Source organism: Haloarcula amylolytica JCM 13557, assembly GCF_000336615.1.
In the GTDB taxonomy this organism is placed as follows: Archaea; Halobacteriota; Halobacteria; order Halobacteriales; family Haloarculaceae; genus Haloarcula; species Haloarcula amylolytica.
Window position 1 is genome coordinate 1 of record NZ_AOLW01000012.1, and the last position, 12,801, is coordinate 12,801.

Genomic DNA, 12,801 nt, shown 5'->3' on the forward strand with positions numbered 1-12,801 from the left:
TTTGTGACACGACGAACCGAGCACCGCTGGAAATTGGCTTTAGAATTTCGCTTGCTGACACAACCCTCTAAACTAAACACTACCGGTTGACCGTCCACAGCAAGCTTACACTGCTTGCCGTTGAACTCAGTACTTCGGATATAGTAACAATTGGCAGTGTATCGCTACGAGTGCGTAGAGGTCGTGACAGTCACTGTTCGCAGCCAGCGACCGACGGACGCGGCGATCGAAGCACTGGTCCTTCGTGCAGTGGCCAGGCAGTCGGATGAGTTGGATACCCTGATGTGCTGGAACTTCGAGTAACACTGGACGTCGACGTTGACAGGAAAGCACCGCTGGTGGGCAGATCGTGACAACCGTTTCGGTAATCGATTTTGACACCATGCTGGCTGGATATCGATAGTTTCAGCCGTCATGGAACCGCTCCCGTTGCTGTGTTTTTGCACCGGCTCACCGAGATACACAATTGCATCCGGGAGTCGGTCAGCTAAGCATGAGCGGTCCCACCGAAAGCGTCTGTTTAGCGAGCGTCGCGAGCCGGAGGATGAAGGAGATGAACAGGAGAAATGGCAGCGTAGAGATAGCGAACGCGGCGCTAACGACCCAAAGAACGGTCTCGATGCCGAAGACCGTCCCGAGGAACGTTGTCGGGTCAACGAAGATGACCATCCCTCCAGCGGTGGTGAGTGCAACCAGGGCGGCATACAGGATCGCTCGTGAGAGTTTCACCAGCGCCCACTGGATGTAGAGGTTCTTGATGTACTCGCGGACTGGTCCGTACATTGTAAGCACCTCTAGCAGATCTCGGAACGCGCTTCGCTCCTCGTTGGTGAGGGAGTCTCGGTTCTCCATCCCGAGCCGGCGGACATGGTGTATCTTCCGGTCATAGTTGTAATCGAGTGCGGGCGATACGACGTCGAAGGTGCCAAAATCTGCGTCTTCGAGGAGGCTGTGTGCGTGATTGGCGTTCTCCAGTAGATCGGCGACGTACTCGTCCACTTGTTCGTGGAGCTCCTGATTTTCAGTTTCGGAGAGTGTATTTCGCAGTGTCTTCGCTCGCTGTTCGCTTGTCTCGATAAGCTCATAGAGGTAGTCTGCAGGGTCGGCGGGTGTCGTCATCCCGAGGAGGCTGTCCGTATTCTGGCGGAAATCCATCGTCAGGTCCATCCGACTGCGCTGGCTCCCAAGCGAGCTGATCTCCTGGGAGAGGACGAGCTGATTGATCGTGACGACCAACGTCGTTCCCGTGATGATAGCCCCGATAAGACCGGAGAATAGCGTCTCGACCATGTCGCTCGACTCCATCGTCGAGTGCAGCGACACCGGTTTCAGCAGGCCCCAAGTCATGAATACGAAGAAGATCACGAAAGCGAGTCCGACGGCGAGGAGCCATCGGTTGGCCTGGAGCAGTAACCAGAACCAGTACTTGTTGATGTCCGTTCGCTCACGTAAGGTATCCCCCGTAGAGAACTCACTCATGTGAGACTGGACGTTTGAACAGCAGTAGTTTCGTCCCGCCACCGTCGTAGCTGATGGTCTCGACGAGTTCCCAGCCCTCTGTACCGAGACGGTTGAGTTCCTCTGTTGGATCGACCGTCTCTCGCTTGGTCAATCCCTTCGGCGGTTCGAGCGTCTTGTACTCCCATTGCTGGTGCATTGTGATGTCTATGAAATGGTAATGGCTTTCACGTTGATTACTCTGTTGACAGGTAGTTCCTGTCGCGTAATGACCGAGAATAGTGTACTCATGCATCGGCGTCTGTCGCGGTTACGAGTCTCCCGTAGCGAACGTACTCATCGCTGGTAGCGCCGAGTCCGGATCTCGACATTGTCGGGTGTCGAAACACACCATTATTGTCGCTCAGTTGTCGGCGGAAGACGCAGTGGCGTCTTCCGGATGAGAGGGCATCGAACCAGGCGGCGTTGTCCAGCTAAGTTCGACCGTCCAGCGATTCGCCCCTTCCTCGTCCGTCGCCTGTTCGACGAGGTGGACAGTGCCTTCCGGCTGTGGAACCAACTCTTCGCCGTCGGTCCCTTCCACAGCAGATTTCCTCGTAAGTCGCTCGTTCAGCGCCCGGAGATAGGCTTCGACCGCAGCCGAGTCGAGCTATGCCTCGCGACGTGTCAGGTACGGTCCGGCTTTCCCGTCGACACCAACAACACGGGTCGAGTATCCTCCCAGTACCGCGTTGATAATCTGTTCCGCGAGCGCACGTCCGTCGGAAACCGAAACCATACGTACCGTTATAGTTCAGAGGGGAAAACACATCTGCTGGCCCCTGCGTGAGCCTGGCCGATATAGAGGTCCGTTACTCGGGACCCAGAACGGACGCACACTCCACGCCACTCGAAGGCCGAACTCACCTACACTGCGATTGCTTTGATGTCCTGCCGGAGTTTGCTGGCCTGCTGGAGGCGTATCTTCCGTGCTGACAATTCGCCGAGCACCGGCGGGCCGCTAAATTCCGGTGCGATCGGGTCGTACTCCGACGGGTCGAATCCCATCTTCCGCAGGTAGGTTACCACCGCCGTCGATTCCAGTCCCGAGTGGATCGCCTCTTGACTCAGTTCCCGAAGCGAGGGAAACTCCGGTACTCCGATCCGATCCGAGTACACACCGTGATGGCCATGAGCGAGTGGCTTCTCGCCGGTCTGTGAAACCAGCTCCCCGACATCCACTGCCAGTTGGATCACTTCGCTTGGCAGTGCAGCGTCGGGCGCTCGCCACTCGACGGTCGGCTGGCACCGCCGGAGTCGGACGGGATTGAGCACGGTATTCTCCGCTTCGAACAACTCATCGACTTTCGCTGCGCTCACACCGCGGCTGCTCGCTAAGTGCTTGAAGTGGTTGTACGCCTGATCGACTCGGTCCGTCCATTCCTGTAGACTGCCTGCGTAGGGCCAGAGCTCGCAGAACTGCTGGAACTCTTGCCCGCACTTCGTCCGATAGGCTCGTGCTCGCGAGGAACTATCACCGGCTTCGCTACAGTAATACGGGGAAGAGTTCAGCAACGCCAGTGCCGGGTCGAGTGCAGTCAGCAGGTTCAACTGGTCTATCACACTCCCTTTCTGGAAGTGAATGTGTGTGCCGGCACAGTTCTTTGCGCTCTGTACCCCGTCACCGTAGATCTCCTCGAACAACTCCCCCCGTTTGCAGTTCGCCTGCGTATTCGATGAGGTGAGTGGTGTCCCAGTGGGACGAGCTGTTTGTCGTGCTTTTCAGCCACCCGGACGCCGGTCCGGAGTGTCGTCTCCAGGTCACGTCGCAATCCAAACTCGTCCTCGTGGGGTTCTGTTTGGACTTCAACGAGCGGGTCGATGAACTCCGGTTTTATCTGTTCGTGCGCAGCAACGATCTCTGAGCCGTCGGCCAGTCGCCCATTGTCGTCTACGACCCACAGTTCGAGCTCTACCCCGGTTTTGATATCGCACATGGCTATGCACCACCTCGTTTGATCTTGTCGTCGACGGATTCCTCGGTCGTCTCGCTGTCACTGTCGGACTGGATTGACATATTGGCCGAATGAGATCGGAGGGAAAGAGCGTTTGGGTCACTGTAGCGTGCGTTCTCAATCCAGTTAATTTCGCACCGATTAAATGGCATCTGATTGAACGTACGGTGAGAATGAGTGGTATCAGCTCAATCAAGGGGGATAGACGATCGTAGACATCTCTGGGCATCTCGCGTTCGGCCTGTTGTTCGCGCTGCCGGCCTGGCTCCGGTGGAACGACAGGCGAAGTGTCGGGTTCGTCATTCTCGCCGTAGTCGCATCACTGATACCTGACATCGACTTGTGGCTCGTTGCGGCTTTCCCGAACCAAGTTCATCATCACGGTGTAACGCACACGGTTCTGTTTGTCACGTCTGCGAGCGTCGTCGGTGCGGCGATAGTGGCGGGTGTGTTCACCGATCAACTCGACGAGTGGGTCGGAACCGAGCGACTCGACCGTAGACAGGTGTTTTTGTCGTCGTTTCTCGCGTTCTTCGCCGGGGGGCTCAGTCACGTTTTCGCCGATATGCTCTCAGCGCCCGATATCTCCACGCCCATCGAGCCGCTGTGGCCTCTCGTCGACGGGTCCTGGGGTATCGACCTCGTCTGGTACAACAATTGGTGGATCAATTTCGGCTTCTTCGCAGCGATGGTGGTCGCACACGTCGTCGCGGCGTACGCGCTGACGCCACCTGAACGCCGGCGTCGACTGAGTCCGTTTTGAGACTGAGCGGGTGAACCAGCCTGTAGGGTGGTACACGATAGTCCGCAGAACTCAGAGGCCATACCCGAGTGGGTACCCGCAGATCCAACTCGCCGTCAACGGCCCTTCGCGTCATCGGCTGCTTTGGTCAATCCGTCGAAAAACGCCGAACAAGCTTCGTTGAACCCGCCCGACTGGTCCTGGTTGACGAGGTGTCCGGAGTCAGGTATCGATTGCGCGGTCCCCGTCTGGACAGTTCGGGCGATTCGCTCACCCTGTCGCTTGACGAGTGGTATCTCGTGGTCGCCGTACAGGACGAGTGTCGGCGTCGAAACGTGTGAGAGCGTCGGAGCCACGCGTTCGTAGAGCGCTCGGAATATCTTCTGGAACTCGGTTGCAGAAATCGAATCGACGGCATTCAGCGATTGCTTGCGCACCGTTTCGTCGAGCGAGAGCCAGTGGCCGCCGTTCGTCATCCGGATCGAATCCAGCAGTGTTTTGAACGTCAATTTCGGCCCAACGGCGGAAAGCGACCCCGAAAGTAGCGGAAGGGGTGAAAACAGCTGTTTCATTCCGTGAGGAAGTTCTATCGGCGGCAGCGTCTGCAACGGTCCTCCAATGACCGCGCCACGGGCACTATCCGGGTGTCGGTCGAGATAGGTCTGAATGACCATCCCACCGGCGGAGATGCCGGCCAAAACCGGGCGGTCCACGTCCAACGTCGCCACCAGCTTCTCCAGATCATCTGCGAATAGGTCGACAGAGTACCGCCGTGACCCAGTCGGGCCGGTCCGACCGTGCCCTCGAAGGTCGACGGTTATAACTCTGTACTCGTCAGCGAAGTAGTCGACCTGTGCCTGCCACGACCGGTGGTCCTGCCAGCCCCCGTGGAGGCAAATGAGCGGCGGCCCGGTCCCCGTCTCTTCGTACCAGAGGGAGCCGTCTTCGATCTGAATTGTTGGCATCGATGAAAACCAGTGCCCCCAACTAATGAATCTTGGTCTTGCAGCGTCACGGTCATGAGTGGCGAAGTCACTACGTCGTTTACTGAAATGATGATACAGATGAAAGTACCTTGGTATGATATGTACTCGTCTCGGAGAGTGGAGTATGGTACTCGCACAGTTAGCCGCGGAAAGTATAATTCCAGTACAGAACGTCGTGCTTCAGTTTGGCGGTGATCTCATTGGTCTCGCGATACTGTTCCTCGTGCTCGCGCTCATCACAGGGGTACTGGGGGCGAGCGGCGTCGCCGGCCTCAGCATGGATATCGCGAAGTGGCTCGTCATCATCTTCGTGGTGCTCGCCGTCCTCACCTTCATATTCTAATCCGAGACGGGCTATAGCCGGAGCCAAGCCCGTATCAAGCCGGATAGCGAATCATCGGACGAGCAGTCTTGCGCTGGATGGTTATCAGAGGACAACTGAACGAATGAACCGAAACGAGACCAAGACAGGACAGCACACGACGAAGCGCTATCAGCGTCCGCTTCAGCAAGACAGCCGTGGTTTAAGGGCTGCTGATCCGAGGGGTCCCGCTCGCTGTCGGGGCGTAAATACCCGGTTCGACGACCGAACGGAGCCGTTTGTGTATTACAGGGCCATGCTGGAGTGGGCAGTTGCAACGAACAGCGATGAGTTACTGTCAACGTCGACGTGCGGGGTTCCCCGATGGATTTAAAACGCCTCGGATGGCTGCGAAGTTGGTTTCCCATCCCGGTGGGACGACGCGGGTTCAAATTCAGCCGGTGGATACTGCTTGAAGGACACCGGATCGCGGTCACTGGGGCATTGCTTTCTGTGACGTTCGCGAGCATCGTGTTCATGGGTTCGATCTGGACCTTTGAGATGAAGATGCTCCTCACCGAGACTGCGGCCGTCCAGACGATTCTCAACTCGTTTCTCAGCGGGATCATCCTGCTCGTGTCCATCGTCGTCTCCATCAATTCTATCGTCCTCTCCCACGATATCACCTCTATCGGCGCGCAGGAGAAACGCATCGAAAGCATGATCGAGTTCCGGCGTGACATCGGCGGTCTCACTGGTAATGACGCTGCACCGAAAGATCCGGATTCGTTCCTCAAGGTGATGGCGACGGTAATCAAAGAGCGCGCACACTCGCTTGAAGGTGCCAGTGAGGACCTCGAAGACGATATCGGTGACGAGTTCACCGAAGATATCACGACGTACGTAGACTCAGTTGCTGCGACGGCGGAAGAATTGGAGATTGCGGTTCAGCAGGTCCACGGTGGTGACCTCTATGCCCTGTGGTTGGGACTGGAGACCGATTACGGGCCGTTGATGAACAGTACGCACAATATGACCTCCACGTACCGGAGCCAACTGAACGACGACAAGATAGAGGAATTCACAGACCTGATGGAAATGTTCGAGATGTTCGCGACCGGTCGCGAGTACTTCAAAACGCTGTACTACGGCAAGGAGATCTCAGAACTCTCGCGAACGCTGCTGGTTTTCTCCCTTCCATCGATCATCGTTACCATCTGGGCGATACTGGCTATCGACGCTGGCCTCCTGCCCGATGTCGGGGTTTTCGGCCTGTCACCGTTGCTTCTGTTCGTTGCCCTGACGTTCACAGTCGCGTTAGTGCCGTTCATCATCCTGACATCGTATATGCTCCGCGTAGCGACAGTGAGTTCGCGCGCTTCGACGTCGGGGCCGTTTAGATTACGGTCCTGACCGGCGGGCTGTCCTGACACCCTACCGATATCGGTGTATGTACCGATATGCGGTCTGGATAGCCTCGTCGAACGCTGTACTGCGAAGTTGCGGCTCTACTCGACCCGCCTGAATAGCCTCGACGACGGTTTCGGGGGTGAGCCGTGACGCCTCGATTCGGGTGAATGCGCGGCCGACTTCGAAGGGATAGTGTGCGTCGCTCCCGCCGACAATGGGAACCGATAGTGTGTCCGCGAGCTTTCGGACACGTTCTATGTTCCCCGGGTGCTTACCGTTCACTTCGACGGCATCGAACTCCGCGCCGCTCTTGCGGACATCACTTCGGCGGAACGGATGGGCGATAATCGCGGCACACCCTCGTTCGTGTGCCAGCGAGACGACCTCGGTTGGGGTGAGCGTCCCCGGTGTCGTCCGTCGAGGCGGGTCGGGACCGACGACCAGAACGTGCCCGGCCGTCGTCGAGATTTCGATACCGGGAACGAACAGCGTCTCGGTCGTCCCACTTTCGTACCCGGGCGAGTAGTCGTGATTAGTCAGGGCCACACCGTCCAGAGAGTGCCACCGGCTGGCGAGCCGCACCAGTTGGGCCCCGAGTGGGTCGTAGGCTGTCGGCCTGCTCTCGAACCCGTGGAAGAACCGCGTGTGCGTGTGGAGATCTACGGTGTACATGAAACCATTGGCAGACAGTGGATAATCACGACAGTCTGTTCTGTCGGGTTCATTCCGGATCCGGATCGTATCCGTCGCCCACTGCGACGGACAACGTATCCGGGCGAACGTCGATTGTAAGCTCCCGGTGGCTGATTATTTCGCCGTCTAAACTGAAGCTGACAGTGGAGGGGTCGTGGTTCGTGATCGTGAGCGACGACGCCTTCGACCGTATGATGTGTTCGGAATCACTGCCCAGGAGTCGCTCGGTGATCCGGTCGCTCATCAGGTCCAACGTCGAGACGTCTTTGATCACCACGATGTCGAGGAGACCGTCCTCCATGTCTGCCTGCTCGCCGCCCGTTGTGGTAAACCGACGACCGTTGCCGATGAGCACACAGATCGCCTCGCCGGCCCACGCTGCGGACTGGTCATCGTCGGCGGGGTCGATAGTAAGCCGGAGCGAATCGAAGTCCGACATCGACCGGAGGCCCGTGATGACGTACGCCAGCACACCGAGTCGGTCTTTCATCGCGGGGGACGTCTCGCTGCTGGATTCGGCGGTCAGTCCCGCGACACAGGAGTTGACGAAGGGGCGGTCGCTGGCCTGCCCGAGGTCGATTCGACGTCGCTCGCCGTCGGTCAAGACATCGAACGCCGTATCGATGTCAGTGATTCCCAACTGCTGTGCGAAGTTGTTTCCCGTGCCGAGTGGGAGAACCCCGAGGGTCACACTGTCCAGTGCGTCCGCCTGGTCGATCCCTCGGATGACCTCGTTGATAGTTCCATCACCCCCAGCGGCGACAATCGTTTCGTACCCCGTCTCGGCGGCCGCTTCCGCCAGCGAAACGGCGTCGCCAGCCGCTTCGGTCTCTTCGATATCGTACTCGTGTGCCGCTGCCCGCTCCCGGACGGCGTCACCGTGGTCACCACTTCCGCTCCGGGGGTTATAGATCAGAACTGTTCCGGACATCCCTACATTGCTCCTTCCACAACGGTGTTTTGCGGCGTCCGCTGGCCAGTGTCCTGGCGCTTTCTGTCTCCTACGAGTCTCTGCATACCATAGACATGCTCTTGTAGCATTTTGTTAGGAACACTATATCTCTCCTCGACGATATGCTGGTGCTTTCAGGGCAAAATAATGTTATATTACTGGCGTTCTGATCGACACGGCCTGTTATGTCAGGCTCGCGGGCGTGTCATCAGCGGTCGGTCACTGCCGCACTACTGTGAACCGCTTCAGCGGCGATGCTGTGAGAAGCGACGCGTTTCGTCGTCACAGAAATCGTGGTTCTCTGTATGATTCCTGGCAGTTGTCTCGACTCACACACTGATCAACTCCCTTTCCCTGTGCCAACATCACTGTGGTGCGACGAGTCAGTCGTTTTCTCAGCGGCGACTATCGTCACTCGGTCCGCTGTGTAGCTCATACTGTCGGCTGTAAGTCTGTGAAGAATTTCGCCACCCGAGGTGGCGAATATCTTAAAATAGTTACAGCCAACAGTATCAGTCCAGCCCAGCAGTCCACCCGATGCCAGGCAAACGACGCTCGATCAGTCTTCGCGGACTTCCGAAAGCGCTTCTCTGGGGGCATCACAGCTCGGGCACGCGGACGGAAAGCTGTCTTCGAGTTCGCCCATCTCTCCGCACTCCTCGCACTGCCACATCAGATACCCCTCGCCGAACTCTTGCCCGGGGATCTCCTCCTGATCGACACCGTCACTGGCCCCCGTTTCGACTGTTTCGACTTCGAATCCATCGTCTGTGAAGCCACTGACGCGGCCCACTAGTTGTCCGGCTTTCGTGTAAACGGGTTCGCCCGGCTCGATAGACTCGTCGGTGGTCGCTAGGTTGTCGCTCATTGTCAACTAGTTACCCGTCCAACATATCAAACTGTCGACTGCCGCCACGCAGACCGAAAACAGGTCACTGGCCGGCAAGACACGTCGCAAGCTCGAAGGAGAGACGGAGAGGATAGTAAACGGAGGCAGTGCCGACCGGCCCCGGTTGATGCTCCCGACAGAAGTGTGTGATCCGCTCCGACCGCGTACTCTCGATCACTGCGTACCGCATAGATGAACCGCTACATACACTCTATCCTAGCAAACAACGGGCGTAAAAACCGTCTTGCTTCGGCTACGAGTGCTACTGCGTACAAGACGCGCTCGTTGTATCCCGAGGCGTAGCGTCGGCAAGGCTACGGGGAATGCCGACTCAACGCAGGCGACGACCGAGTCGAAGCAGTATCGAGACGGCCACCCCGATACCCGGGACACGCTGGGAGAGCGCCGCCGAGGCGATCAGCAGGAGTCCACTTTTCGACCGGCCGCGGGAGAACGCGACCGCGGCATCGACCAGTGTGGAAACGATTCCGATCCGTGAAAGCGTATCCGACGCTTTTGCTGTCTGTACCATCGCCTCGAACAACACGGCCGTCACACAAGTAAACTCGCCCTATTAAATTAGGAGTCCGGGTAGATTACTCGGTTACGCGTTCGCCCTCCTCGCTGAACAGCACGGCCGCGACAAGAGGTCGGAGCAGATGCCACAGCGATAGCGACGGCTTCCGCTTGTCGTGTAAACCGGTGGAACACGGCTCCCAACCCTGAGATGTCTACAGGACTACTCTGCCCGTGATTTTGCCAGAAATTGTAAAATCCACAACACCTATCCGGCTGGTCGCTGAAGGGAGTGTATGGCAAACGACCAGTCCAGCAGTGAGGAGACAGCCGACTCGCGGGAGTTGGGCGTCGACTTCGGCAGCCTCGGCGACGAACTGGCGTCTGAAACGTATCCAATCGAGCGGGAGATGCTACTTTCGAAGTACGGAGACGCCGAAATAGAAACGAATCGTGGTTCCCAGACGTTACAGTCGATACTCGGGGGCCAAGAGATAGAGACTGATAGTCACGAGTACGACTCAGCGGACGCGGTTCACCAGGCCGTACTCAACATGATCGGTTCCGAAGCGATCGGACGGGAGGAATATTCGGACCGTGGCGGGTCGAACAGGGATCAGGGCGACGAGGGGGAAAACCAGGACGAACAATCCCTCTGAGACATCGAATCCATCGTCTTTCCCCATAGTTACTGGCCGACTGGCCCAGTCTCGAAGATCCGACCGTCAGTATGATCGACCGCATTCGAACTACAACGTTCATCAGTACACTCGGGATGCTCTCAGGGGTACTTGCCGGCGGGTTGGAAACTCATGCGGGACTCCGCCACCTCGCTCTGTTCCACAGAACGTAGCCGCGTCCGTTGCGTAGCGACTGACCTGAACACTGTCTGGGCCAAGCGAACCTTTTCGGGCTCTGTTGCGTTTCTCAGCAACTGCTGTATCTCGCCCCAGCTTCAGTCACGACAGGGCACCACCTGAGCGCTGCTGAGGTCAGTAGAGCCGTCGAGTAACGAAGATGAAGAGACCGAGGATAAGGAGACCGATGCCCCAATAAACCGACGGGTACGGAAGATACGCAAGCAGGAGCGTTACCATACCGGAAGTGATGAGTGACCACCCGACTGTCGTTTGAATCGCCATATCACCCAAACAGTAGTGACTAATATGATTAGTCGCCCGTTTCGGTCAGTAGGAACACCTACTGAGCGATCGGTACAACCTATATTGTGTCTCTCAAGTGGAGGATTTCGAGAGCGGACCTTTCCAGATAGCTGAAACAGTTCTAAAAGCGTACTCTCGCCACGCCCCCGACACGCGGCGATACGTGTCCACGATGGGCATACCACTGAGCCTCGACACCATGCTAGGCATATCAGTCAAAATGTGAACGACTACAATGACAACAGACCCAATCTATGGATACAACGAATCGAGTATCAGCACTCGTTGGCCCCTCGGAATTCTATCTGGTGCCATCGGTGTTTGAAGGGTTTCAAGCGATGGTAACTGCGTCGACGTTGTGTGAACGGGACATCCGTCCCTTACAGGGTCGCTAATTCGTGCAGCCCTGGCAACGTATATGATTGATAGTCCCGCTTATTAACGAATTAATTTGCTGATTTGACGTGTGAGATTATCATATTTACCTATCTCAGAGTATGTTATATATCAGTTGAAAACGTTCAGCCGAAACAGTATCCGAAGCGAACGCAGCCTGAGATGGGTGGGCTTAACAATAGTACACCTGTTATGAAAATAAATGCTAAATTTTATCACAGAGTCTGTGTTGATTACCCATACCACCCACTCCGCAGAACTGAATCGACTCGCTCTCTCGGCATGAGTCCCCGGCAACAATCAGTGGTCTAGCGCCTGAGAACGGACCAAAGCGTCGCAAGGCTCGCGACCGTCCGCACTTCGATGGAGTTCAGCCTATTTTGCTACAAAGAATGAGACTCTAGCAGCGGTGGGCTCCAAGGCAACGATAAACGGTTTTCCGGGATAGGTAACTAGAACGTAACCTACGGCTGGAACCGTGAGATCTGAGTTGCCATGCGTGATGACAAAGGGAACACGGAGTTGTGACAGCCCTTCCATAGCAGGGACAGAGCAGCCGGTGAGAGAGCTAGTAACCCCGGATTTCGCTGGCCAAGCCCAGGCACCCACAGCTTTGGTACCTTGTACTATTGAGTGCGGAGAGCGATACCCACATATCATATGGCCACGATGATGCGAGCCGGCATTCCGACCGAGCAGTTCGCACTGTCCGGAACGTTCCAGGCTGTGCCCGAAGTGGAGTTCGACGCTGTCAGGTTTGCTACATACGGAACTGACCGGGTTGTTCCCCTGCTCCGGGCGACGAACGCAGACACTGATTCCGTAGGTACGGCGATTACCGAAGACGAGACGGTGCGGAGCGCACAGGTCATCACCAGCCAGGATCAAAACACGTTACTCCGAATGGACTGGACGGATCAGGTCCGGTTTCTCACCCGTGTACTGGTAGGAGAGCACGGGACTGTCGTCAGTGCTCGCGGGAGTACTGAGGGGTGGACGTTCCGTATCCTGTTTCCGGAACGAGACGCGGTTTCCTCGACATGTGACGCGTTCGAGGAATACGATATCGACATCGAACGGATAACTGCGCTGAAAGACGCGCCGTCGATAGAGGGGTCCCAGCTCACTGACGGACAGTTTTCGATACTCAAAGCCGCAGTCGACGAGGGCTACTACGAGGTCCCTCGCCGAACGAATCTACAGGAGCTGGCATCGGAACTCGGGGTCTCACATCAGGCCCTCTCGGAACGATCTCGTCGTGGGCACCGAGCCCTCATCGAGTCAGTCGTCATGCCGTGACA

Annotated in this window: 16 protein-coding genes; 5 read left to right on the forward strand and 11 right to left on the reverse strand. The window is 57.0% G+C overall.

The features are described from left to right. Positions 1-483: 483 nt before the first annotated feature. The 6 genes from C442_RS05380 to C442_RS22515 form a co-directional block, all read right to left on the reverse strand. Positions 484-1,479: a hypothetical protein gene (locus C442_RS05380; protein WP_008308480.1), complete on the reverse strand. Its 996-nt coding sequence runs from the start codon at positions 1,477-1,479 to the stop codon at positions 484-486. Then, positions 1,472-1,657, reverse strand: coding sequence for a DUF4177 domain-containing protein (locus tag C442_RS05385; RefSeq protein WP_008308481.1), 186 nt, complete (start codon positions 1,655-1,657; stop codon positions 1,472-1,474). Before C442_RS05385 ends, C442_RS05380 begins: the two co-directional genes overlap by 8 nt. A gap of 204 nt (positions 1,658-1,861) precedes the next feature. After that, positions 1,862-2,041: a hypothetical protein gene (locus C442_RS05390; protein WP_049942846.1), complete on the reverse strand. Its 180-nt coding sequence runs from the start codon at positions 2,039-2,041 to the stop codon at positions 1,862-1,864. A gap of 66 nt (positions 2,042-2,107) precedes the next feature. Then, positions 2,108-2,236, reverse strand: a complete 129-nt coding sequence (locus tag C442_RS22835) for a hypothetical protein (RefSeq protein WP_275039405.1) — start codon at positions 2,234-2,236, stop codon at positions 2,108-2,110. 128 nt (positions 2,237-2,364) lie between these two features. Next, positions 2,365-3,060 (reverse strand): hypothetical protein, encoded by a 696-nt coding sequence (locus tag C442_RS05395; protein ID WP_204366243.1) that lies wholly within the window; start codon positions 3,058-3,060, stop codon positions 2,365-2,367. Then, the gene (locus tag C442_RS22515; protein ID WP_204366244.1) at positions 3,057-3,434 is read right to left on the reverse strand and encodes a glutamate--cysteine ligase family protein; all 378 of its coding nucleotides are present in this window, start codon (positions 3,432-3,434) and stop codon (positions 3,057-3,059) included. Before C442_RS22515 ends, C442_RS05395 begins: the two co-directional genes overlap by 4 nt. A gap of 235 nt (positions 3,435-3,669) precedes the next feature. Between C442_RS22515 and C442_RS05400 the strand changes: the two genes are divergently transcribed. Next, positions 3,670-4,215 (forward strand): metal-dependent hydrolase, encoded by a 546-nt coding sequence (locus C442_RS05400; RefSeq protein WP_275039406.1) that lies wholly within the window; start codon positions 3,670-3,672, stop codon positions 4,213-4,215. Between the two features lie 95 nt (positions 4,216-4,310). On the opposite strand, the gene C442_RS05405 is transcribed toward C442_RS05400, so the two are convergent. After that, entirely contained in the window at positions 4,311-5,159 is an 849-nt protein-coding gene (locus C442_RS05405; RefSeq protein WP_008308487.1) for an alpha/beta fold hydrolase, read from the reverse strand. Positions 5,160-5,304: 145 nt separating this feature from the next. On the opposite strand from C442_RS05405, the gene C442_RS05410 reads away from it, so the two are divergent. Both C442_RS05410 and C442_RS05415 read left to right on the forward strand, forming a co-directional pair. Next, positions 5,305-5,523: a DUF1328 domain-containing protein gene (locus C442_RS05410; protein WP_008308488.1), complete on the forward strand. Its 219-nt coding sequence runs from the start codon at positions 5,305-5,307 to the stop codon at positions 5,521-5,523. Positions 5,524-6,018: 495 nt separating this feature from the next. Next, a complete protein-coding gene (locus C442_RS05415; protein WP_204366245.1) occupies positions 6,019-6,894 on the forward strand; it encodes a hypothetical protein in 876 nt (291 codons plus the stop codon). Between the two features lie 21 nt (positions 6,895-6,915). Here the strand turns inward: C442_RS05415 and C442_RS05420 are convergent, their stop codons facing one another. The 4 genes from C442_RS05420 to C442_RS05435 all read right to left on the reverse strand — a co-directional run bounded on the left by C442_RS05420 (position 6,916) and on the right by C442_RS05435 (position 9,957). Then, on the reverse strand, positions 6,916-7,563 hold the full coding sequence (locus C442_RS05420; protein ID WP_008308492.1) for a PHP-associated domain-containing protein: 648 nt from the start codon (positions 7,561-7,563) through the stop codon (positions 6,916-6,918). Between the two features lie 49 nt (positions 7,564-7,612). Then, positions 7,613-8,515 (reverse strand): diacylglycerol/lipid kinase family protein, encoded by a 903-nt coding sequence (locus C442_RS05425; RefSeq protein ID WP_008308494.1) that lies wholly within the window; start codon positions 8,513-8,515, stop codon positions 7,613-7,615. A 580-nt stretch (positions 8,516-9,095) separates the two neighbouring features. Continuing rightward, positions 9,096-9,404, reverse strand: a complete 309-nt coding sequence (locus C442_RS05430) for a DUF7130 family rubredoxin-like protein (RefSeq protein ID WP_008308495.1) — start codon at positions 9,402-9,404, stop codon at positions 9,096-9,098. Between the two features lie 352 nt (positions 9,405-9,756). Next, the gene (locus tag C442_RS05435; RefSeq protein ID WP_049942856.1) at positions 9,757-9,957 is read right to left on the reverse strand and encodes a hypothetical protein; all 201 of its coding nucleotides are present in this window, start codon (positions 9,955-9,957) and stop codon (positions 9,757-9,759) included. A 280-nt stretch (positions 9,958-10,237) separates the two neighbouring features. Here C442_RS05435 and C442_RS05440 point away from each other — a divergent pair, with 280 nt between their 5' ends. Both C442_RS05440 and C442_RS05445 read left to right on the forward strand, forming a co-directional pair. Beyond that, positions 10,238-10,600, forward strand: coding sequence for a DUF5789 family protein (locus C442_RS05440; protein ID WP_008308500.1), 363 nt, complete (start codon positions 10,238-10,240; stop codon positions 10,598-10,600). Between the two features lie 1,560 nt (positions 10,601-12,160). Then, entirely contained in the window at positions 12,161-12,799 is a 639-nt protein-coding gene (locus C442_RS05445; RefSeq protein WP_008308502.1) for a helix-turn-helix domain-containing protein, read from the forward strand. Positions 12,800-12,801 lie beyond the last annotated feature (2 nt).

Excerpts from the sequence above, each read along its gene's own strand:
- C442_RS05430 (WP_008308495.1), bottom strand. The coding sequence starts at position 9,404 with ATGAGCGACAACCTAGCGACCACCGACGAGTCTATCGAGCCGGGCGAA.
- C442_RS05385 (WP_008308481.1), bottom strand. The coding sequence starts at position 1,657 with ATGCACCAGCAATGGGAGTACAAGACGCTCGAACCGCCGAAGGGATTG.
- C442_RS22835 (WP_275039405.1), bottom strand. The coding sequence starts at position 2,236 with ATGGTTTCGGTTTCCGACGGACGTGCGCTCGCGGAACAGATTATCAAC.
- C442_RS05410 (WP_008308488.1), top strand. The coding sequence starts at position 5,305 with ATGGTACTCGCACAGTTAGCCGCGGAAAGTATAATTCCAGTACAGAAC.
- C442_RS05435 (WP_049942856.1), bottom strand. The coding sequence starts at position 9,957 with ATGGTACAGACAGCAAAAGCGTCGGATACGCTTTCACGGATCGGAATC.
- C442_RS05380 (WP_008308480.1), bottom strand. The coding sequence starts at position 1,479 with ATGAGTGAGTTCTCTACGGGGGATACCTTACGTGAGCGAACGGACATC.
- C442_RS05425 (WP_008308494.1), bottom strand. The coding sequence starts at position 8,515 with ATGTCCGGAACAGTTCTGATCTATAACCCCCGGAGCGGAAGTGGTGAC.
- C442_RS05445 (WP_008308502.1), top strand. The coding sequence starts at position 12,161 with ATGGCCACGATGATGCGAGCCGGCATTCCGACCGAGCAGTTCGCACTG.
- C442_RS05405 (WP_008308487.1), bottom strand. The coding sequence starts at position 5,159 with ATGCCAACAATTCAGATCGAAGACGGCTCCCTCTGGTACGAAGAGACG.
- C442_RS22515 (WP_204366244.1), bottom strand. The coding sequence starts at position 3,434 with ATGTGCGATATCAAAACCGGGGTAGAGCTCGAACTGTGGGTCGTAGAC.
- C442_RS05440 (WP_008308500.1), top strand. The coding sequence starts at position 10,238 with ATGGCAAACGACCAGTCCAGCAGTGAGGAGACAGCCGACTCGCGGGAG.
- C442_RS05420 (WP_008308492.1), bottom strand. The coding sequence starts at position 7,563 with ATGTACACCGTAGATCTCCACACGCACACGCGGTTCTTCCACGGGTTC.
- C442_RS05415 (WP_204366245.1), top strand. The coding sequence starts at position 6,019 with ATGGGTTCGATCTGGACCTTTGAGATGAAGATGCTCCTCACCGAGACT.